Annotated in this window: 20 protein-coding genes and 1 tRNA gene; 17 read left to right on the top strand and 4 right to left on the bottom strand. The window is 68.0% G+C overall.

The features are described 5' to 3' along the window. Window positions 1-13: 13 nt before the first annotated feature. Window positions 14-2,470, bottom strand: a complete 2,457-nt coding sequence (locus tag HLH29_RS12540; RefSeq protein ID WP_182967290.1) for an ABC transporter permease — start codon at window positions 2,468-2,470, stop codon at window positions 14-16. A gap of 257 nt (window positions 2,471-2,727) precedes the next feature. Between HLH29_RS12540 and HLH29_RS12535 the strand changes: the two genes are divergently transcribed. Next, on the top strand, window positions 2,728-3,207 hold the full coding sequence (locus HLH29_RS12535; protein ID WP_182967288.1) for a low molecular weight protein-tyrosine-phosphatase: 480 nt from the start codon (window positions 2,728-2,730) through the stop codon (window positions 3,205-3,207). A gap of 19 nt (window positions 3,208-3,226) precedes the next feature. Then, window positions 3,227-4,336: a PQQ-dependent sugar dehydrogenase gene (locus tag HLH29_RS12530; protein ID WP_182967286.1), complete on the top strand. Its 1,110-nt coding sequence runs from the start codon at window positions 3,227-3,229 to the stop codon at window positions 4,334-4,336. 22 nt (window positions 4,337-4,358) lie between these two features. On the opposite strand, the gene HLH29_RS12525 is transcribed toward HLH29_RS12530, so the two are convergent. From HLH29_RS12525 to HLH29_RS12515, 3 genes are all read right to left on the bottom strand, one after another. Further along, window positions 4,359-4,435 (bottom strand) — tRNA-Asp (locus HLH29_RS12525). 143 nt (window positions 4,436-4,578) lie between these two features. Then, window positions 4,579-5,121, bottom strand: a complete 543-nt coding sequence (locus HLH29_RS12520; RefSeq protein ID WP_182967284.1) for a carboxymuconolactone decarboxylase family protein — start codon at window positions 5,119-5,121, stop codon at window positions 4,579-4,581. 224 nt (window positions 5,122-5,345) lie between these two features. Next, window positions 5,346-5,888 carry a peroxiredoxin gene (locus HLH29_RS12515; protein ID WP_182967282.1) on the bottom strand — a complete coding sequence of 181 codons (543 nt, stop codon included), beginning with the start codon at window positions 5,886-5,888 and terminating at the stop codon, window positions 5,346-5,348. A 131-nt stretch (window positions 5,889-6,019) separates the two neighbouring features. Here HLH29_RS12515 and HLH29_RS12510 point away from each other — a divergent pair, with 131 nt between their 5' ends. From HLH29_RS12510 to HLH29_RS12440, 15 genes are all read left to right on the top strand, one after another. Then, entirely contained in the window at window positions 6,020-6,952 is a 933-nt protein-coding gene (locus HLH29_RS12510; RefSeq protein ID WP_182967280.1) for a hydrogen peroxide-inducible genes activator, read from the top strand. Between the two features lie 107 nt (window positions 6,953-7,059). Then, window positions 7,060-7,185, top strand: coding sequence for a type B 50S ribosomal protein L36 (ykgO, locus tag HLH29_RS12505; protein ID WP_012223099.1), 126 nt, complete (start codon window positions 7,060-7,062; stop codon window positions 7,183-7,185). Then, on the top strand, window positions 7,186-7,887 hold the full coding sequence (locus tag HLH29_RS12500; RefSeq protein WP_246374211.1) for a tetratricopeptide repeat protein: 702 nt from the start codon (window positions 7,186-7,188) through the stop codon (window positions 7,885-7,887). Window positions 7,888-7,976: 89 nt separating this feature from the next. Next, window positions 7,977-8,648 carry a regulatory protein RecX gene (locus HLH29_RS12495; protein WP_182967278.1) on the top strand — a complete coding sequence of 224 codons (672 nt, stop codon included), beginning with the start codon at window positions 7,977-7,979 and terminating at the stop codon, window positions 8,646-8,648. A gap of 29 nt (window positions 8,649-8,677) precedes the next feature. Next, window positions 8,678-9,136, top strand: a complete 459-nt coding sequence (locus tag HLH29_RS12490) for a CHAP domain-containing protein (RefSeq protein WP_182967371.1) — start codon at window positions 8,678-8,680, stop codon at window positions 9,134-9,136. Between the two features lie 144 nt (window positions 9,137-9,280). Next, entirely contained in the window at window positions 9,281-9,547 is a 267-nt protein-coding gene (locus HLH29_RS12485) for a twin-arginine translocase TatA/TatE family subunit (RefSeq protein WP_182967276.1), read from the top strand. Between the two features lie 48 nt (window positions 9,548-9,595). Then, window positions 9,596-10,213, top strand: a complete 618-nt coding sequence (locus HLH29_RS12480) for a methylthioribulose 1-phosphate dehydratase (RefSeq protein WP_408871972.1) — start codon at window positions 9,596-9,598, stop codon at window positions 10,211-10,213. Next, window positions 10,210-10,749: a 1,2-dihydroxy-3-keto-5-methylthiopentene dioxygenase gene (locus HLH29_RS12475; RefSeq protein WP_182967272.1), complete on the top strand. Its 540-nt coding sequence runs from the start codon at window positions 10,210-10,212 to the stop codon at window positions 10,747-10,749. The genes HLH29_RS12480 and HLH29_RS12475 overlap by 4 nt, the downstream gene beginning before the upstream one ends. Window positions 10,750-10,756: 7 nt before the next feature. Beyond that, on the top strand, window positions 10,757-11,479 hold the full coding sequence (mtnC, locus tag HLH29_RS12470; protein WP_182967270.1) for an acireductone synthase: 723 nt from the start codon (window positions 10,757-10,759) through the stop codon (window positions 11,477-11,479). After that, window positions 11,476-12,423 carry a bifunctional riboflavin kinase/FAD synthetase gene (gene ribF / locus HLH29_RS12465; protein WP_182967268.1) on the top strand — a complete coding sequence of 316 codons (948 nt, stop codon included), beginning with the start codon at window positions 11,476-11,478 and terminating at the stop codon, window positions 12,421-12,423. Before mtnC ends, ribF begins: the two co-directional genes overlap by 4 nt. A 149-nt stretch (window positions 12,424-12,572) precedes the next feature. Further along, window positions 12,573-15,470 (top strand): isoleucine--tRNA ligase, encoded by a 2,898-nt coding sequence (gene ileS, locus HLH29_RS12460; RefSeq protein ID WP_182967266.1) that lies wholly within the window; start codon window positions 12,573-12,575, stop codon window positions 15,468-15,470. Next, complete coding sequence (gene lspA / locus HLH29_RS12455; RefSeq protein ID WP_408871892.1) at window positions 15,467-16,003, top strand: signal peptidase II; 537 nt, start codon at window positions 15,467-15,469, stop codon at window positions 16,001-16,003. The genes ileS and lspA overlap by 4 nt, the downstream gene beginning before the upstream one ends. Before the next feature lie 10 nt (window positions 16,004-16,013). Then, entirely contained in the window at window positions 16,014-16,541 is a 528-nt protein-coding gene (locus tag HLH29_RS12450) for a DUF3035 domain-containing protein (protein ID WP_182967263.1), read from the top strand. A gap of 145 nt (window positions 16,542-16,686) precedes the next feature. Beyond that, window positions 16,687-18,573 (top strand): DNA mismatch repair endonuclease MutL, encoded by a 1,887-nt coding sequence (mutL, locus tag HLH29_RS12445; RefSeq protein ID WP_182967261.1) that lies wholly within the window; start codon window positions 16,687-16,689, stop codon window positions 18,571-18,573. Between the two features lie 179 nt (window positions 18,574-18,752). After that, window positions 18,753-20,261, top strand: coding sequence for an NADH-quinone oxidoreductase subunit M (locus tag HLH29_RS12440; RefSeq protein WP_182967259.1), 1,509 nt, complete (start codon window positions 18,753-18,755; stop codon window positions 20,259-20,261). Window positions 20,262-20,307: the final 46 nt, after the last annotated feature.

The raw sequence follows: 20,307 nt of genomic DNA, 5'->3' as shown, positions 1-20,307 counted from the left end.
ACGGGCATGGCCATCATTCGGCCCGCAACGCCCGCGCGGGTTCGGCGCGGGCAAGGGTGATGGTACGGCTGAAAACGGTTACGCCGCAGAGGACCAGCGCGCAGGCCGTCACGCCGAGGAAATAGAGGGGCGACAGCGTGATGCGGCTTTCGAAGCCGGCGAGCCAGCTTTGCATGCAGGCCCATGCGACCGGCCACGCGACCAGGTTCGCCAGCATCACGGGGCGCAGGAACTGGGTCAGCATCAGCCGCATGATCTGGCCGGTGGTGGCCCCCAGCGTCTTACGGATACCGACTTCGTGCATCCGTCGCTCGGTATTGAAGGCCGCCAGCCCGTAGAGACCGAGGCAGGCGACCGCAAGGGCCACGGCGGCGCCCAGCGTGAATAATTGCCCGCGCTGCTGGTCGGGCCGGTAATACTGGGCCAGGGCCTCGTCGGCCGTCTGGGCGGAAAATGCGATGTCGGGGAAGAGGGTTCTCCATTTTTCCGCCAGCCGCGCCAGGATGATCTTCGGGTCGGTGTGAGCGAAGCGCACGATGGAGCGGCCGTACGGCATCGGGTCGCGATAATAGCGGAAGATCTGCGGCCCCTGCGCATTGCGCATCGACTGGAAGCGGACCGAGGGCACGACCCCGGCAATTGTCGCGGAGATCGCGCGCTGGTTCGAATCGGCCCGGTAGATCAGTGTCTGGCCGACGGCGTCCCGCGGTGAGGACCAGCCGAAAATACGCATCGCGACCGTATCGATGATGATCGTGCCGTGGCCGGACAATTCTGCGGCCTTCGTGTCGTCGTCGCCATGGGCGTCGTCGAATACCCGGCCGGCCAGAGGGACGATATCGAGGGTGCGAAAGAAATCGGGACCAACGGCGACGAAGCCTACGGTGGACCGTTGGCCGATCGTACCGGGTCGCCAGGCAGGCTCGTCGACGATCCGGACGTGGCCGGGGGCCGAGTTCGCCATTGTGACCGCCGTCACGCCGGGGACGGATCGCAGGGCGTCACGCAGGATGCGCTGCCGCCCGTCGGGTGAGGGGTCGAGCGGCGTGGTGATCTCGAGCAGCCCGTCACGGCCGAAGCCACGATCGGCGGTGCGCAGGTGGCGGGCCTGCATGTCCACCACCAGGGTGCAGATCGCCAGACCGACCGCGAAGGCGAATTGCACGCCCGCCAGCACCGCCCGCACCCGCGCGCCCATGCGGCCGCCGGACGGTATTTTCATGGAGGCCAGGACGATGGCGGGCCTGAACGATGCCAGCACGAAGGCTGGATATGCGCCGGCACCCAGGCCGATCGCCAGGACGACCGCGAGCAGGACCGGCAGCAGGAACGCATAGTCGAGCGAGACCTGCCATCCGCCCAATGCGTTCACGACGGGCGCGGCCAGTTCGGTGAGCGCAAGTCCCGCGATCCCGGCGCCCAGGGCCAGCATGATCGCCTCGCCGAGAAACTGCGCGATCAGCACGCCTTTCGGTGCGCCCAATACCTTGCGCATGGCCACCTCGCGGGCCCGCAGCAGGGCGCGCGCGGTGGCCAGATTGACGTAATTGATCGCCGCCGCGACCAACGCCAGCAGGCCGACGATGAACAGCGAGTCGATCACGCGCCTGTCGGCGGCCGTGTCGTCGCCGAATATATGGGCATCGTAAAAATGTGTCTCGAGAAGAGGAACGATCGTGAAATGCAGGGCGCGGAGGGCGTCGATTCGATCTGCATCGTTCCGACCCATGGTGACGTGGCGACGTTCCACTTCGTCCAGCGCGTTGCGTACCGTTGCCACGTCGTCCGGATTGTCGATCCGGATATAGATACTTCCCGATCCCGTGCCCCATTCGCTGAACGCGGGATCGGACAGTGCGGCGCCCGGAAGGCGCGTCATGGCATCGATCGGCTGGGTCGTGTTCGCCGGCTGGGGCGCGAGTACGCCGCTGACCACGTAATCCTGCTTATGCCCGTCGTTCTGGATGGTCAGGCGGGCACCGAGGATGTCGGTGCGGCCGAAATATTTCCGGGCCAGCGTGTCGGACAGCACGATGCCGTCCGGCTCTTGCAGGGCCTGCTCGGTTTTCCCCTGGATCAGAGGCAGGCGCAACACGTCGAAGAAGGTGGGATCGACATAATTGAGGGTTTCGGTGCCCGTCGTCTCGCCATGCCGGAACGAGACGCTGTGCGGATCGATCCGGACGCTGGCACCGATCTGTGGCACCTCCTGGCGCAGATAGGGCTCGATCGCGAAGGTCGAGCCCGCGACCTCGAGACGGGGCAGGCCGGGCAGGTCGTAGATCTCGTCGATCCGGTAGACCGATTGCGCGCCGGGAATCCAGGCGTTGAAGCGGTATTCGTAGCGGGCGACCAGGCCGAGGGTGAGGAAAGTCGCGATCCCCAGGGAGAGGCCCGCGACGGTCAGGACCGCGTCCAGGCGATGGCGGCGCAGGTTCCGCCAGAAGCTCGACAGGATGGTCGTGAGCATGGTCCACGCTCTCCACATGATGTTGCGGTTCGGGTAGACAGTGTAAGCGATACGGGCTCTTTTTTATCTGTTTGAAATGGCGTTGGATTTTTTCGCACCCCTGCGGAATTGTCCGGAAACGGACGCGGTGTCTGGAAACGGACGGCCGGCTTCCTTCGTCAAGAGGTAGCGGGGCGGGCTCGACAGTGTGGCCGGTCTGCGGCCATCATGATGGACGGCACAGTACCCTGCCCCACGTCGAGGATGGAAATCACGCGATGGTTGTTCGTCCCGCCGTTCTGTTTGTCTGCACCGGCAATATCTGCCGCTCGCCGCTGGCCGAGGCTGCGTTTCGGGTGGCGGCCGAACGCCATGGGCTGGAGGGGCTGGTCGATTCGGCCGGGACCGGTGACTGGCATCGTGGCGAGGCGCCCGACCGGCGGGCGCAGGCGGTGGCGCGGCGGCATGGGCTCGATATCGCCGATTATCGGGCGCGGATGGTCAGCGCGGCCGATTTCCGGACCTTTACCCATATCGTCGCCCTCGATCCGGGCCATCTGAAGATATTGCGCAATCGGCGGCCTATCGATTCGACTGCGGAACTCTCGCTGTTGCTGGATCATGTGCCGGGGCGGGAGGGGCAGGGCGTGGCTGATCCGTATTACGGGGACGCGCGGGCTTTCGACGTGACATGGGCGGATGTGCGGCAGGGGGCCGAGGCCCTGGCGTTGAAACTGGCCCGCGCCACCATGGTGTGACCGGCAGAGGAGAAGCGTGATGGCGCGATATGGGCTGATCGCCTGTCTGGGGGCCATGCTGGCGCTGGCGGCGCCGATGGGCGGGCGGGCCGCGCCGCCGGTCGAGCGGCTGCGCCTGCCGGCGGGATTCCATGTCTCGGTCTATACCGACCAGGTTCCTTCGGCGCGGGAAATGGCGGTGGGGGCGCGGGGCACGCTGTTCGTGGGCTCGATGAGCGGGGGCGTGGTCTATGCGGTGACGGGCGGGCCCGAGCGGGCCACGCGGGTGCGGATCGTGGCGCGCGGGCTGACCATGCCGGTGGGCGTCGCCTTTCATGATGGCGACCTGTATATTTCCGACGTGCGTGACATCGTGGTGCTGCGCGGGATCGAGGACCATCTGGACGACCCGCCGAAGCCCGAGGTGGCGGTGACGGACCTGCCGTGGCGGATGGGCGATCACGGCTGGAAATTCATCGCCTTCGGGCCTGACGGCAAGCTGTATGTGCCGATCGGCGCACCGTGCAATATCTGTGATGTCGGCCATCGTTTCGGCAAACTGATGCGGATGAATGCGGATGGGTCCGGCCGCGAGGATATGGCCTGGGGCATTCGCAACAGTGTCGGGCTGGACTGGCAGCCGGGCACGGGCACGCTGTGGTTCACCGATAATGGGCGCGACCTGCTGGGCGACGATATTCCCAGCGACGAGCTGAACCGGCTGGACCATCCCGGCCAGTCCTTCGGTTATCCCTTCTGCCATCAGGGCGACATCCTGGACCCGGTTTTCGGGCGTGGGCAGGATTGCCGTGCCTTCACCCCGCCGGTGCTGAAACTGGGCGCGCATGTGGGGGCAGTGGGGATGCGTTTCTATAAAGGGGGCATGTTCCCCGATTCCTATCGTGGCGGGGCGCTGATCGCGGAGCATGGGTCGTGGAATCGCAGCCGGCTGGCGGGCTATCGGGTCATGGCGGTGCGATTCGGCCCCGATGGCGGGGTGGCGTCCTATACGCCGCTGTTGGACGGGTTCCAGAACGACGAGACGCCCTGGGGGCGCCCGGCGGACGTGCAGCCGCTGGCGGATGGCAGCGTGCTGGTGAGCGACGATTTGTCCGGCGCGATCTATCGCGTGACCTATGAGGCGCCTTGAAGACCGCTTTTTTGGGAAAGGGTGGCGCGAGTGACGGGGCTCGAACCCGCGACCTCCGGCGTGACAGGCCGGCGCTCTAACCAACTGAGCTACACCCGCATCGGCTTGGGGTTCGCACCCCTCGTCCGTGTGTGGAGGGCGAATTAACAAAGCCCGGCGATTCTGGCAACAGCCTGTGTGAGAAAAAAATGACAGGCGCGGGAAAACCTGCCCGGTGCGTTGATGCGCCGGGCAGGCCTAGCTTAGTTCGTGCCTGCGTCGCCCAGGGTCCTGGCACCCTCCAGCGTCACGGCGACCGCGTGGACCGTGGCGGCGATCCGGACCGCGGTCTGGACCTGTTCGGCCGACAGGCCGCCTTCGCGCACCACGCGCTCGTGGCTTTCGACGCACATGCCGCAGCCATTGATGGCCGAGACGGCGAGGGCCCACAGTTCGAAATCCAGCTTCTCGACGCCAGGGCGGCCGATGACGTTCATCCGCAGGCGCGCGGGCATCTTGGCGTAGTCGCCTTCGACCATATGCACGAAGCGGTAATAGATGTTGTTCATGCCCATGATCGCGGCGGCGGCCTTGGCGGCGTCCAGGGCTTCGGGCGACAGGATGGACTGGTATTCGGCCACGATGGCACGCGTGACGTCATCGTTGCGCGCGGCGAGGGCCGAGGCCACGAAGGTACCGGCCAGTTGCTGCGGCGACAGGGTGATGTCGTTGGCCAGGGACCCGAGATTGAGCTTGAGATCCTTCGCGTAATCGGGAAGGCGGTCCTTGAGGGATTCGATCGACATGGCGGACAGACCTGCTGGGCGGAGACACCCGGCCGGACGGACGGTCGCGGGAGGGCTCCGGCAAATGGAAAACAGGGGGACGGGCGTTTCCCGTCATCGTCATCGGGACGTCGCCGCGTGGCGAGCCTGGCCCCGTCGCGGGCAGGGCCCGCGTGCCGCCCGTCCGCGATCCGGACGGGCGGGGTGGTCCGGCCATGGGGCCGGACCGTCCTGACCGGGAAGGATCAGGGCTTCAGGAAGGCTTCGCCCTGCTTCCAGTTGCACGGGCACAGCTCGTCGCTCTGCAGCGCGTCCAGGATGCGCAGGATTTCCTGCGGGTTGCGGCCGACCGACAGGTCGTTGACGCTGACGTGACGGATGATGCCTTCCGGATCGACCAGGAAGGTCGCGCGGTTGGCGACGCCGGCCGTCGCCGACAGGACGCCCAGGGCCGAAGACAGCTCGCGCTTGATGTCGGCCAGCATCGGGATCTGAAGGCCGTTGAGGTCTTCATGGTGCAGGCGCCAGTTCAGGTGCACGAACTCGCTGTCGATCGAGACGCCGTAGACCACGGTGTCACGGTCCTTGAACTCGCCGGCCAGCTTGCCGAAGGCGACGATTTCGGTCGGGCAGACGAACGTGAAATCCTTCGGCCAGAAGAAGACGAGCTTCCACTTGCCCGCATCGGTCTTGTCCGAAATCTGGACGAAATCGCCCTTCAGCCCTTCCGGGCCGCCGGGGACGGCCGTCAGATCGAATTCCGGAAATTTATCGCCGACTGTCAGCATCGGTTTTGCTCCCTTGTAGAGGTGGTCGTGACCGTGGCCACACCAGGCGGTCACGGCATGGGTTGTATCTATGGCTCCGAAGTCGATATCATGCCAATGAATAATTTATATCTGGATGATCGAACTAATCGATGACGCCACTGCCTTCCGCGCAGCAACTGCGCTATCTGATCACGCTGGCGGAACTGCGGCATTTCGGCCGTGCCGCCCAGGCCTGCGCGGTGACGCAATCCACGCTGTCGGCCGGCATCCTGGCGCTGGAGCGGCAGCTCGATATTCAACTGCTGGACCGGAATGTCGGCAAGCGCGTGGTCTTTACCCCTATCGGGGACGAGGTTGCCGCACGGGCGCGATTTGCGCTGGAGGCCCTGCAGGGGGTGCAGGATGTGGCCGATGCCTCGCGCGTGCCGATGACGGGGCTGCTGCGGATCGGGGTGATCCCGACCATCGGGCCTTTTGTGGTGCCGGGGCTGGTTGCGCGGCTGCGGCGGCATTTTCCGCAGATCCGCCTGTCGGTGAACGAGGACCTGACGGGCAATGTGCTGGACAAGCTGGCCCTGGGCCGGCTGGACCTGGTGCTGCTGGCCATGCCCTGCCCGTGCGAGGGGGCGGAGACGCTGCCGCTGTGGCGGGACGAGTTCATGCTGGTGCTGCCGGCCAATCATCCGCTGACGGCGCTGGAGTCGATTCCGGTGGAGCGCATTGCGGGCGAGCGGATGGTGCTGCTGGAAGACGGGCATTGCCTGCGCGACCAGACCCTGGCGCTGTGCCGGCAGGAGCGGGGCTGGACCAGCACGGATGGCGAGGAGGAATTCGTCGTGACCTCGCTCTATACACTGGTCGAGATGGTGGCGGAGGGGCTGGGGATCGCGCTGTTGCCGCGCCTGGCCGTGGAGTCGGGCATTCTGCGCGACCTTCCGGTGGCCGTGCGGCCGGTGACGGGGTGCCAGGCCTGGCGCACCATCGGGCTGGGCTGGCGGGCCCGTTCGCCCCGCGCGGGCGAGTTCCGACTGCTGGCCCCGCATGTCCGGCCGCCGGCGCTGGGCGTGCCGGCGGTGGGGTGAAAATGCCGTCTGGAAGGGCGGAAAAGGGGCTGCATGGTTGACTCGGGGCCGCTCGCCCGGTATTCGGCCCGTCTTCGCGGTTTACCGCCGCCAGTGAGGGTCGGGTCATGAAGATCAGAAACAGCCTGAAGTCGGCCAAGGTTCGTGACAAGGACTGCCGTGTGGTCCGTCGTCATGGCAAGGTCTATGTCATCAACAAGAAGAACCCCCGCATGAAGGCCCGCCAGGGCTGAATGTCGCGGACGGCCTTGGCCGTACCGTTCTTTTTTGGTGACGCGAAAACCCGTGCCCGCCCCCGCATTGCGGGTGGTTGGCGCGGGTTTTCGCGCGTACGTGCCATGGTGGCGGCGCTGCTGTGGCTGGGCGGCGCGATGCCGGCATGGGCCGATGCGCCTGCCGCGCCGGCGCATGAGGCGCCTGGCGCGGGGCATCCGGCGCAGTCCGGCCCGGCTTCGACTCCGGACCTGTCCGCCCTGACGGCCCAGCTGGCGGCCGCGACCTCGCGCGCTGCGGCGGCCGATCTGGAGGCGCGTCTGGAGCGGGCGCGGCGGCATGCGCTCTCGCCCACCACGCGCCTGCTGCAACGGGGGGCCATGGCGCATCTGGCCGACGGCAAGGCGCTGGGTGCGGTCGAGGATCTGGATGATGCGCTGGTGCTGCAACCCGATGTCGCGATCCTGTGGCGCGACCGGGCGCAGGCGCGGCTGGCGGCGCGGGACCTGACCGGGGCGATCGCCGATCTGGGGGTGGCCTTGCAGCGCGACGGGCAGGATGCGGTGGCCTGGCGGCTGCTGTCGGCGGTCGAAGAGCAGCGTGGCGACTGGCAGGCGGCCGAGCGGGCCTGGCAGCGCGTGATGGCGCTGGACCCGATGGTGGATGGCGGCCGCGCCAATGGCGAACGGCTGCATCTGAAGGCATTCGGTCGCCCGACCTGACAGCGCGGTTGCGGGATGCCCCCCTGCGATACGTCACTTGCGATACGTAACTATCGCGATTCCCGACATTTTATGGCATGATCGTTCGCATGAACGATCAGGCCGCACGTGGAACGACAGCGGGTGGGCGCCGGGTGGCCGGGCCGGTGCCGGATCGCGCATCCCTGCGCGCGACCGCCCTGGCGCATCTGGCCCGTTTCGGCACCACGCGCGCCGGTTTGACGCAGGTGCTGGAGCGCCGCGTGCAGCGCTGGACCCGGCGCGCCGTCGAGGGTGGCGAACTGTCGGAAGATGTGGAAGCCCGGGCCGCGCCGCTGGGCGCGGTGATCGAACAGGTGGTGGCGGAAATGGTGGCCCTGGGGGCGGTGGATGACGCGGCGTTCGCCGGGTCGCGCGCCCGGTCGCTGACGCGCTCCGGCCGGTCGCGCCGCGCGGTGCAGGCGCATCTGGCGGCGCGAGGGGTGGAGGCGGACATTGTCGGCACCGTGCTGGATGAGGCGCTGGGGGAGCGCGGGCTGGACGGGCAGGAGATGGAGCTGGCGGCGGCCCTGATCTTTGCGCGCCGGCGCCGCGTCGGGCCCTTTGCCCCCGTCCCGGAAGGGGGCGAGGACGCAGTATCGGGCGACGAATGGGCGGTGCGGCGCCGCAAGGCGCTGGATGCCATGGCCCGGGCCGGGTTCGGCCGCGCGACGGCCGAGGCGGCGTTGGACATGGACCCCAAGGAAGCCGAGGACCGGATTATCCGGATGAAATCGGCGTGAGGGCCGGGGGATGGGTTGCGCGCGGGCTGATGCTGTGCGGCCTGCTGCCGCTGGCGGCCTGTGGGGGCGGAAGCGGCCGTGGCTGGAATGGGTCAGTGCAGTGCGCGCCCTATGCCCGCTCGGTCACCGGGTTGCGGCTGAACGGCGCCGCCGCCGGCTGGTGGCGGCAGTCGGAAGGCGCGTATGCGCATACGCATGTGCCCGCGCCGGGCGAGGTGCTGGTGTTCCGCTCCACCCACCGGTTGCCGGACGGGCATGTCTCGGTCGTGCGGCAGGTGCGCGGGTCGCGGGCGATCCTGGTCGATCAGGCGAACTGGGTGCCGGGGCGTATCGATCATGGCATTCCGGTGGTCGATGTCTCGCAGGCCAATGACTGGTCGGCGGTCAGGGTGTGGTGGCAGCCGGTTCACAGCCTGGGTAAAAGCGTCTATCCCACATATGGGTTCATCTCGCGCGATCTGCCGGATCGTCCGTCGCCAGACGCGTGACCGGGCGCGGGGCAGGCGGCGCTTGCATGGTGGGCCTCCCGGTTCCATGTCATATCGGGGTCCATGTCATGTCGGAATTGTCGGGACGGCCGGTGTCGGCCCCGAAGCCGACGGCGCCAAGGCGCGGAAACGAGGGTGTGTGTTATGGGTAGCTTGAGCATCTGGCACTGGCTGATCGTTCTGGCGGTGGTGCTGGTCCTGTTCGGTGGCGGCGGCAAGATCAGCACGCTGATGGGCGATGTCGCGCGCGGCGTGAAATCGTTCAAGAAGAACATGGCCGACGACGAGAGCATGGAAAACGCGAATAGCGGATCGGGCGGGCATATCGCCCCGCCGGGGCCGGCGACCGGTGCGCAGCGCGATGCCAGCTTCTCGGCATCGAGCCGTCCGTCAGGGTCTTCGACCCCCTGAGCCTGTGGCCGGGCGAACGATTCGGGATCATGTGACGATATGGACCAGATGACGACGACCGATCTGTGGGTCGACGCGGTGCAGGACATCATCGGCGCCGGCCGGCGGATGGACCGGTTCGGCTGGGTGCCGGCCACGGCCGGCAATATCAGCCGCCGCCTGCCGGACGGGCGGATCGCGATCACGCGGTCGGGCGGGCACAAGGGCTTCCTGACCCCGGACGGCGTGATCGAGGTCGGGATGGATGGCAGGGCCATGCATGCCGGCGACCGGCCCAGTGCCGAGACCCTGCTGCATTGCCAGCTCTACGCGCATGATCCGGCCATCGGGGCGGTGCTGCATGGCCATTCCGTCGCCTCGACCGTGCTGTCGATGGTGGCGACGGATGGCGCGATCATCCTGGCGGACTATGAGGTCCAGAAGGTGTTCGAGGGGCAGACCACCCACGAGGCCAGCGTGCGCGTGCCGGTGTTCGACAACGACCAGGACATTGCGCGGCTGTGTACGGTGGTGGCGCCCGATCTGGGGCGGATGCCGGCGGGCTACGTGATTCGCGGCCACGGCGTGTATGTGTGGGGCCCCACGATGGATGTGGCGCTGGCGCGGCTGGAGGGGCTGGAATTCCTGCTGGCCTGCGAACTGGAAAAGAGGAAGCTCCGCCGATGAGTCGCCTGACCGTCTATCGCGACGACGATCCGGAGCATATCGTGCTGCGTACCGAGAGCGCGCCGGAGATTGCCGATACGCTGCGGGGCATTGGCGTGCGTTTCGAACGCTGGAACAGCCCGGTGGTGCCGGCGCCCGATGCCGCGCCCGAGTTGGTGCTGGAGGCCTATCGCCCCTATCTGGACGAGCTGATGGGTGTGACCGGGGCGGGTTCGGCCGATGTGGTGCGGATTACCACCCGGACGCCGAACCTGGCCGAATTGCGGGCGAAGTTCCTGTCGGAACATATCCACAGCGAGGACGAGGTTCGGTTCTTCGTCCATGGCTGGGGCAATTTCGTGCTGCATGTTGGGGGCAGCGTCTATGACGTGCATTGCGTCGCGGGCGACCTGATTTCGGTCCCTGCCGGCATTCCGCACTGGTTCGATGCCGGGATGGAGCCCGATGTCGTGGCGTTGCGGGTCTTTACCGACAAGACCGGCTGGATTGCCCAATATACGGGCGACGATATCGCCCAGCGCTTTCCGGCGGCCTGAGGAGCGGATGATCGTGGCGGAAGCGGTGACGCAGGCGGGCGGGATCGACTCTGTCCTGCTGGATATCGAAGGCACGACGATTCCGGTCGCCTTCGTGCATCAGGTTCTCTTTCCCTATGCCCGCGAGGCCTTGCCTGGGCTGTTGGCCACGCGCGGCGATGAGCCGGCGGTGCGGGAGGCGGTGGCCGAGATCGCGGCGCTGGTGCCCGGCGTGGCGCCGCTGGCGCAGTTGAACGCCTGGATGGACCGGGACGAGAAGATCGGCCCGCTGAAGGCGTTGCAGGGGCTGGCATGGGCGGAGGGCTATCGCACCGGCGCCTTGCGGGCCGCGCTGTATCCCGACGTGCTGCCGGCCTTGCGGCGCTGGCATGCGGGCGGGCTGCGGCTGGCGGTCTATTCCTCGGGTTCGGAGGCGGCGCAGCGCCTGATCTATGGCCATACGACCGAGGGCGACGTGCGCGGCCTGTTCGACGGGTTCCATGACCTGCGGATCGGCGGCAAGCGCGAGGCGGAGAGTTATCGCGCGATTCTGGCCGAGGCCGGCTGGGTGGCCGGGCGGACCCTGTTCCTGTCCGACATCGTGGCCGAGCTGGACGCGGCGGCGGCGGCGGGGCTGCGGACCTGCCAGCTCGCCCGGCCGGAGGATGGCACCCGCGCCGGCGATACGCACCCGGTGGCCGCGACGCTGGACGAGGTGGCGCGTCTGTTCGCCCTGCCTGACACGCCATGAGGGCGCATCTGCATACCGGCTGGCGCCATATCCCCACCGAGGCGCGGGGCATGGCGGCGGCGCTGGGCAATTTCGACGGCGTGCATCTGGGCCATGCCCATCTGCTGCATACGCTGCACACGGCGCGGCCCGATCTGGGGCTGGCGGTGGTGACGTTCGAGCCTCATCCGCGCGAATTGTTCCGCCCACAGGACCCGCCCTTTCGCCTGACCCTGGCCGAGGAACGGCTGGCGGCCCTGTCCGCGCTGGGCGTGCGCCATGTCTTTCAGATTCCCTTCGATGCCGCGTTCAGCGCCATGACCGCCGAGCGGTTCGTGACCGATGTACTGCAGGAGGGGCTGGGTCTGCGTCACCTGGCTTGTGGGGCCGATTTCGCCTTCGGCCATCGCCGGGGCGGCAATGCCGCGTTCCTGGCCGAGCGGGCCGAGGAGCTGGGGATCGGGATGACCATCGTGCCGGCACTGGCCGACGAGGGGGCGCCCTATTCCTCGACGCGCATCCGCCGGCTGTTGCAGGACGGCTATTCCGAGCGCGCGGCCGAGGAACTGGGGCGCCCGTGGGCGATCCGGGGGGTGGTGCAGCATGGCGACAAGCGCGGGCGGCTGCTGGGCTTTCCCACGGCCAACGTGCCGTTGGGCCGGCATCTGGAGCCGGCGCGCGGCGTCTATGCCGTGACCGTGCGGCTGCCGGACGGCCGGACCTGGCCGGGTGTCGCCAATATCGGCCGCCGGCCGACCATCGATGACGGGCAGGAGAGCCGGCTGGAAGTCCATCTGCTGGATTTCGAGGGGGATCTGTACGGGCAGACCCTGTCGGTCGCCCTGCATACGCTGCTGCGCGAGGAGCGGCGCTTTGCCGGGCTGGACGCGCTGAAGGCGCAGATCGCCGAGGATGCGGCGACCGCCCGCGCCTATCTCGACCGGCTGGCGCGGACCGGCGCCTGAGGGCCTGACCGAAGATGCGGGCCGGCGAGCGAGAGCGGCCGAGCTTGACCATCCGCCGTGCGGCTCCGCATAAGGTTGGGGCCGCGAGGGGAGGGAATGATCCTCCCGTCACATCGTTATCCATTGTTGCCAGTCAGAAATTCAGGGTCATGACCGAGACGAAGTCACAGGATCTCTATCGGGATACGGTATTCCTGCCGAAAACCAGCTTCCCCATGCGGGGCAGCCTGCCGAAGCGGGAGCCGGAGATTCTGGCGCACTGGGCGGCGAGCGGCCTGGACGGGCTGCTGCGCGCGCGGGCCGAGGGCCGGCCGTCCTTCATGCTGCATGACGGGCCGCCTTATGCGAACGGCCATCTGCATATCGGCCACGCGCTGAACAAGATCCTGAAGGATGTGGTCAACCGTGCCCATCGCATGGCCGGTTTCGCGGTGCATTACCGGCCCGGCTGGGACTGCCACGGCCTGCCGATCGAATGGAAGATCGAGGAGGAATATCGCAAGTCCGGCCGCGACAAGGATTCGGTGCCGGTTCTTCAGTTCCGTGCCGAATGCCGGGCCTATGCCGCGAAATGGGTCGAGATCCAGGCCGCCGAGTTCCGCCGCCTGGGTGTGCAGGCCGAATGGGACGAGCGCTATGCCACGATGGATTTTTCCTCGGAGGCGACGATTGCCGAGGAAATCGGCCGCTTTCTGCTGAACGGGCTGCTCTATCGCGGCCTGCGCCCGGTGATGTGGAGCCCGGTGGAGAAGACGGCGCTCGCCGAGGCCGAAATCGAATATCGCGACCATGAATCGACCACGATCCATGTCGCGTTCCCGTTCATCCACGACCCCACGCCGGCGCGTGCGCTCCAGGACGTTTCGGCCGTGATCTGGACGACCACGCCCTGGACCATCCCCGGCAACCGCGCCATCGCCTTCGGGCCCGAGATCACCTATGCGGTGCTGCGCGTCGATGGTGTGACCGACAGCGCGCTGCTGGAGCCGGGGGCCTGCCTGCTGGTGGCCGAGGCGCTGATTGCGCCGTTCTGCGCCGCCGCCGGGATCACCGAGCATTACGTGCTCTACACCATGCCGGGCGAGGCGCTGACGGGTGCGATCTGCGCCCATCCGCTGCGCGGCGAGGGCTATGATTTCGACGTGCCGCTGCTGGGCGGCGAATTCGTCACCACCGATGCCGGCACCGGTCTGGTCCACATGGCGCCGGCGCATGGCGAGGACGATTTCGCCCTGTCGGTGGCGAATGGGGTCGAGGTCCCGGAACTGGTCCTGGATGATGGGCGCTATGCCGACTGGGTGCCGCTGTTTGCCGGCGCGCATGTCTTCAAGGCCGCCGACCCGGTCTGCGCGGCCCTGACGCAGGCGATGGAGCGGGCCAATAATGACGGCGCGGCGCCGGCCGGGCTGGTCGCGCGGTCGACGCTGGTTCATTCCTATCCCCATTCCTGGCGGTCGCGGGCGCCGGTGATCTATCGCGCCACGCCGCAATGGTTCATCCGCATGGATGGCGAGGGAGAGTTGCGGACCCGCGCTCTGAAGGCGCTGGAGGATGTGACCTTCGTGCCGGCCCAGGCGCGCAACCGCCTGACTTCGATGGTCGCCGGGCGCCCGGACTGGTGCATCAGCCGCCAGCGGGCATGGGGCGTGCCGATTGCGGTGTTTGTCGAGAAGCGGAGCGGCGAGGTGCTGCGCGACCCGGCGGTGATGCAGCGCATCGTGGACGCCTTCCGCACCGAGGGCGCGGATGTGTGGTACAGCGCCCCGGCCAGCCGGTTCCTGGGCAACGAACGCAACCCCGACGAGTACGAGCAGGTCTTCGATATCGTCGATGTGTGGTTCGAGAGCGGATCGACCCATGCGTTCGTGCTGGGGCGCGACGGCATGCCGTTCCCGGCCGACCTGTATCTGGAAGGATCGGACCAGCATCGCGGCTGGTTCCAGTCCTCGCTGCTGGAAAGTGTGGGCACGCGGGGGATTGCGCCCTATCGCGCGCTGGTGACCAACGGCTTCGTGCTCGACGAGCAGGGCCGCAAGATGTCCAAGTCGCTGGGCAATGTCGTGGCGCCGCAGGACGTGAACGACTCGCTGGGTGCGGACATCCTGCGCCTGTGGGTGATGAATTCCGACACCAACGAAGACCTGCGGATCGGCAACGAGATCCTGAAGCAGCAGGGCGAGCTGTATCGCCGGCTGCGCAACACGCTGCGCTGGCTGCTGGGCGCGCTGGACGGCTTTACCGATGCCGAGCGCGTGCCCTACGAGCAGATGCCCGAGCTGGAACAATGGGTGCTGCATCGCCTGACCGAGCTGGGCGCGCAGATCGACCGTGCGGTGAAGACGCATGAATGGGTCGGCGTCTATGCCGCCCTGCACGGGTTCTGCGCCACCGACCTGTCGGCCTTCTATTTCGACGTGCGCAAGGATGCGCTCTATTGCGACGGCACCGACAGCCTGCGCCGCCGGGCCGCGCGCACGGTGCTGGACCAGTTGCATCGCTGCCTGTGCGCGTGGCTGGCGCCGGTGCTGGTCTTTACCGCCGAGGAAGCCTGGACGGCGCGTTTCGGCGAGGGGGAGAGCGTCCATCTGCAATCCTTCCCTTCGCTGCCGGAAGAGTGGATCCGCCCGGATCTGGCCGATCGCTGGGCGACGCTCCGCGGCGTGCGCCGTGTCGTGACGACCGAGATCGAGGCCGCGCGGCGTGGCGGCATCGTGGGGTCGTCGCTTCAGGCCGCGCTGGACCTGAAACTGTCGGAGGAAGAAGCCGGGCGCTTCGCCGATGTCGATTGGTGCGAACTGGCCATCGTGTCGCAGGCGTCGATCACGGTGGAGCCGGGGGCGGCGTCGATCTTCCTCTCCGGCGCAGCCGAGGGCGAGGCGCGTGACGGCGGTGCGGTGGGTGCCCATGGCGTGCCGAGCATCTCGGCGGCGTCGGGGCATAAATGTGCCCGCTGCTGGAAGGTGCTGGACGAGGTCGGGAGCCATGCGGACCATCCCGAACTGTGCCTGCGCTGCGTTGCCGTCGTCGACGCGCGGGCCGACGCGTGAGCGAAGCCGTGCTGGCCGCCGGCGCGCCCCGGCCGGCCTGGCGTTGCCGCGCCATCGGCGCCGCGCTGTTCGTCCTGGTGCTGCTGCTGGATCAGGGCAGCAAATACTGGATTCTGTACGGCCTGGACCTGCCGAACCGGGTGTCGGTTCCGGTGCTGCCGTTCTTCAACCTGACCATGGTGTGGAACCACGCGATCACCTTCGGCATGCTGGGCGGGCTGGCGGGGATGGGGCGCATTGTCTTCACCGCGCTGGCCCTGGCGGTGGTGCTGGTGCTGACGATCTGGCTGGCGCGGACGACCCGTCCCTGGGTGGCCGGCGGGCTGGGCGCGGTCATGGGTGGGGCGATCGGCAATGTGATCGACCGGCTCCATTACGGGGCGGTGGTCGATTTTGTGCATCTGCATGCGTACGGGCACAGTTTCTACGTGTTCAACCTGGCCGATGCCTCGATCGATTGCGGCGTCGCCATTTTGCTGTTCGACAGCCTGACCGAGCGGCGTGGCCTTGCCGGAACCGGGCAGGAGCGGTAGAAAGCGAAGCATGGCGCCCCTATTCCCTCGTCTGCTTCCGTTCGCACTTCTGCTGTCGGGCGGAGTCCTTCTTGCCGGTTGCTCCGGCTCGGACCTCAATCGGGCCTTCGGCCTGGAACGCGATTCGCCGGATGAGTATACGGTGACGACGCGCGCTCCGCTGTCGATGCCGCCGACCCAGGAGCTGGCGGTTCCGCACAGCGATGCGTCGCGGCCGCAGGATGAAAGCCCGCGATTGCAGGCGCTGGAGACCCTGTCGCCCAACGTGGCGCTGCAGGGTGCCGACGGCACGCCCAGCGCCGGCCAGGCCGCGCTGGTGAACGAGGCCGATGCGGCATCGCAAAGCTCCGACAAGGGCGAGCTCGGCCAGGCGGGGCAGGGCTTCATCAACCAGCTGATGTTCTGGAACGGCGGGGGAGCCGGCGGCGAGGTGGATGGCGACGCCGAGAATCGCCGTCTGCGCCAGAATGCGGCGCTGGGTAACAGCCCGACCCAGGGCGCCACGCCGACCGTCAAGAGCAAGGCCCCCAGCAAGTAGCATCCAGGGATGGTCCGGCCGGTATTCCGGCCGGCCAGGACAGGGGGATCGGCCATGGCCGATCCTTTTTTGTTTGGCCCCCGCTCTGGGCTGCCCCAGCCGAAAAGGAGTTCGCCCGTTCGGGCGGATGGTCTAGCCTGACCCCATGAGCGATTCGTCCAGCCTGCTCGCCCGACCGGTGATCCGGCGTCTGTCGGAACAGGTGGTCAACCGCATTGCCGCGGGCGAAGTCATCGAACGTCCCGCTGCCGCGTTGAAGGAACTGGTCGAGAACGCGATCGATTCCGGTGCGCGGCGGATCGCGATCCTGCTGGAACAGGGCGGGATCAACCGGATCGAAGTGGTCGATGACGGGTGCGGCATGACGCCGGACGATCTGATGCTGGCGGTCGAGCGGCATTGTACCTCGAAACTGCGCGATGAGACGCTGGTGCGGATCGAGACCCTGGGTTTCCGGGGCGAGGCGCTGCCCTCGATCGGGGCGGCGGCGCGCTTGTCGGTGACCTCGCGCCCGCATGGAGCGGACAGTGCATGGCGGGTGACGGTGGAAGGCGGGCTGGTGAGCGCGCCCGCGCCGTGTGCCGGCGCGGCCGGGACCCGCGTGGTGGTGGAGGACATGTTCTTCGCCACGCCCGCGCGGCGGAAATTCCTCAAGAGTCCCCGGGTCGAGGGCGGCCATGCCGACATCACCGTGCGCCGGCTGGCCCTGTCGGTGCCGCATGTCGCGTTTCGCCTGCAACTGGACGACCGGGTGGTGTTCGACCTGCCGGGCCAGGACATGGCGGCGCGTGTGGCGGCCATTCTGGAGACCGAAGGCGCGGACGGCATGCTGCCGGTGGAGGGCGTGAAGGGCGATCTGGTACTGAGCGGATTCGCCTGCGGGCCGTCGGTGCATCGGGCGACGGCGGCGGGGCAGATCCTGCTGGTCAATGGCCGGCCGGTGGTCGATCCGGTGCTGCGCACGGCCGTGCGCGTCGGCTATCGGCATGTGATCGAGCATGGGCGGCATGCAGTGGTGGCGCTGTCGCTGACCATTCCGCCCGACATGGTCGATGTGAATGTTCATCCGGCGAAGACCGAACTGCGCTTTGCCGACCCGGCCGCGGTGCGGGGACTGGTGATCGGCGCGCTGGGCCGGGCGCTGGGGGGCGGGGCCGGCGTGGCTGGGGTGCGGCCGGGGCTGTTGCAGTCGCGCACGGCGGGGCCGGCGCGGATCTGGTATCCGCCGGCCGATCCCGCGCCCGCGCGTGTGGTGGCGCCGGTCTTTGCGGCGCCGGGGCCGGCGGCAATTTCCGGCGGGCGACTCGATCTGGGCGACCGGCCGGCCGCGCGCGTTCTGGACCCGGTATTGCCGGCCGTGCCGCCGGTAGCGGGGGCGGGCAAGGGCGCGGTGCCGCTGGAAGATGAGGGGGCGGTGCTGGCCGACCCGGCGGATTATCCACTGGGTGCGCCGGTGGCGCAGGTGATGGGGACCTATGTCATCGCGGTATCGGGTGACGGGGCGCTGGTGCTGGTGGACCAGCATGCCGCGCATGAACGCCTGACGCATGAGCGGCTGCGGGCCCAGTATCTGGATGGTACGCTGCGCGCCCAGCGGCTGCTGCTGCCCGAAGTGGTGACCCTGCCGCGCGGGCAGGCCGAGGCCGTGCTGTCCCGGGCCGGTACGCTGTCGGCGCTGGGGGTGGAGATCGAGCCGTTCGGCGGTGATGCGGTGCTGGTGCGCGCGCTGCCGGCGCTGCTGGGGACCGACGATCCGGCAGCGCTGCTGCGGGATATGGCCGAGGAAATGGCCGAGGACGATCTGGCCGACGCGGACGAGGTGCAGGCGCTGGACGGGCGGCTGGATGCCATCCTGGCCCGGATGGCCTGCCACGGCAGCGTGCGGGCCGGGCGCAGCCTGACGCGGGCGGAGATGGACGCGCTGCTGCGCGACATGGAACGGACCCCACGTGCCGGCACCTGTTCGCACGGGCGGCCGACCTGGCTGAAGCTGAGTCGCGCGGATCTCGAAACCCTGTTCGGGCGGCGCTGATCGACGCGCGAGCCGCGCGGGGTGGAAAACGCGGGGCTGCTTCGACGTCAGCGCGTGGCCCCGGTTGCGTTGAGGGCGGAAAACCGGCGCTGCTCGGGAGAACGTGATGCGGCGCCCGGGTGGTCTCGCTGCCGGAACAGGGATAGGCTTCGCCATCTTTCACGGACGATGAGACCGACGTGCACCCGATCCTGCTCTCCCTGGTCACGTATCTGCCGCTGGGCGGCGCGCTTGCCATCTTCCTGATGCGCGGCACCTCCGAGGCGATCGAGACCGCGTCGCGATGGGCGGCGCTGTGGACCAGCCTGCTGGTCTTCGCGCTGTCGGTGGTGATGTGGGGCGAATTCGATCCGCAGGTGCCGGGCTTCCAGTTCGTGCAGCAGGCGGACTGGGCGGCGTCGTTCGGTGTTTCGTACCATACCGGGGTCGACGGGATCAGCCTGCTGTTCGTGCTGCTGTCCACCTTCCTGACGCCGCTGGCGGTGATCGGCGGGTGGAAGCTGGTGACGACGCGGGTGCGCGACTACATGGTCGCGCTGCTGCTGCTGGAAACCACGCTGGTCGGCCTGTTCTCGGCACTGGACCTGGTTCTCTTCTACGTGTTCTACGAGGCGACGCTGATTCCTGGCAGCCTGATGATCGGCGTATGGGGCGGGCCGAAGCGGGTCTGGGCCTCGATGCAGTTCTTCCTGTTCACCTTCGGCGGGTCGCTGTTCATGCTGCTGGCGCTGCTGGCGATGTGGACCATGACCGGCACCACCGACATTCCCGCGCTGATGCATGCGAATTTCGCGCCTTCCATGCAGTGCTGGCTGCTGCTGGGCTTTATCCTGGCCTTCGGGGTGAAGCTGCCGCTGTTCCCGCTGCATGCGTGGCTGCCGGATGCCTATACCGAGGCGCCCACGCCCACGACGGCGCTGCTGTCGGGCGTGCTGTCGAAGGCCGGTGCCTATGGGCTGCTGCGTTTCGGCGTGCTGATGTTCCCCGACGCGGCGCGGCTGTTCGCGCCCTATGTGCTGACGCTGGGCGTCATCGCCGTGATCTATGCCGCCATCGTCGCCCTGGCGCAGACGGACATGAAGCGGCTGATCGCCTATTCCTCTTTCTCGCATATGGGGGTGATCGCGGTGGGGCTGTTCACGCTCACGCCAGAGGGCATTGATGGCGCGATCTTCCAGATGCTGTCGCACGGCGTGATCATCACCGCCCTGTTCTTCTGCGTGGCCGCCGTGTCCTGGCGGGCCGAGACGCGGTCGATCGACGCGTTCTCGGGTGTCGCGCACAAGATGCCGGTGCTGGCGACGCTGGGGATGCTGTTCGTCATGGCCAATATCGGCCTGCCCGGCACCGGTGCCTTCGTCGGCGAATGGCTGGTGATGGTGGGGGCGATCCATGTTTCGTTCTGGATCGCGTTCCTGGCGGGCAGCAGCATGATCCTCGGTGCGGTCTATATGCTGGTGCTGTATCGCCGGGTGATGTTCGGCGCGCCGGGGCGTGGCGTGGTGGCGATGCTGCGTGACCTGACCGGGCCGGAACTGGCGGTGCTGGTGCCCTGCGCGCTGGTCACGCTGTGGATGGGTATTCATCCCACCAGCTTCCTGCGGGTGTTCGATCCGGCGGTGGTCAATGCCGTCTCGGCGCCCCCGGCGCAGGCAGGGCTGGCACCGGTTCATCTCGCGTCCCGCTGACCGGCCCTGATGGCCGGCCGTCGCCGGGGCTTTTGACGCAGTCTGC

The sequence above is a fragment of the Gluconacetobacter tumulicola genome (genome assembly GCF_014174215.1).
Lineage (GTDB): Bacteria > Pseudomonadota > Alphaproteobacteria > Acetobacterales > Acetobacteraceae > Gluconacetobacter > Gluconacetobacter tumulicola.
The sequence above is the reverse complement of the archived record's forward strand: the minus strand, read 5'-3'. Positions and strand labels throughout refer to the sequence as shown.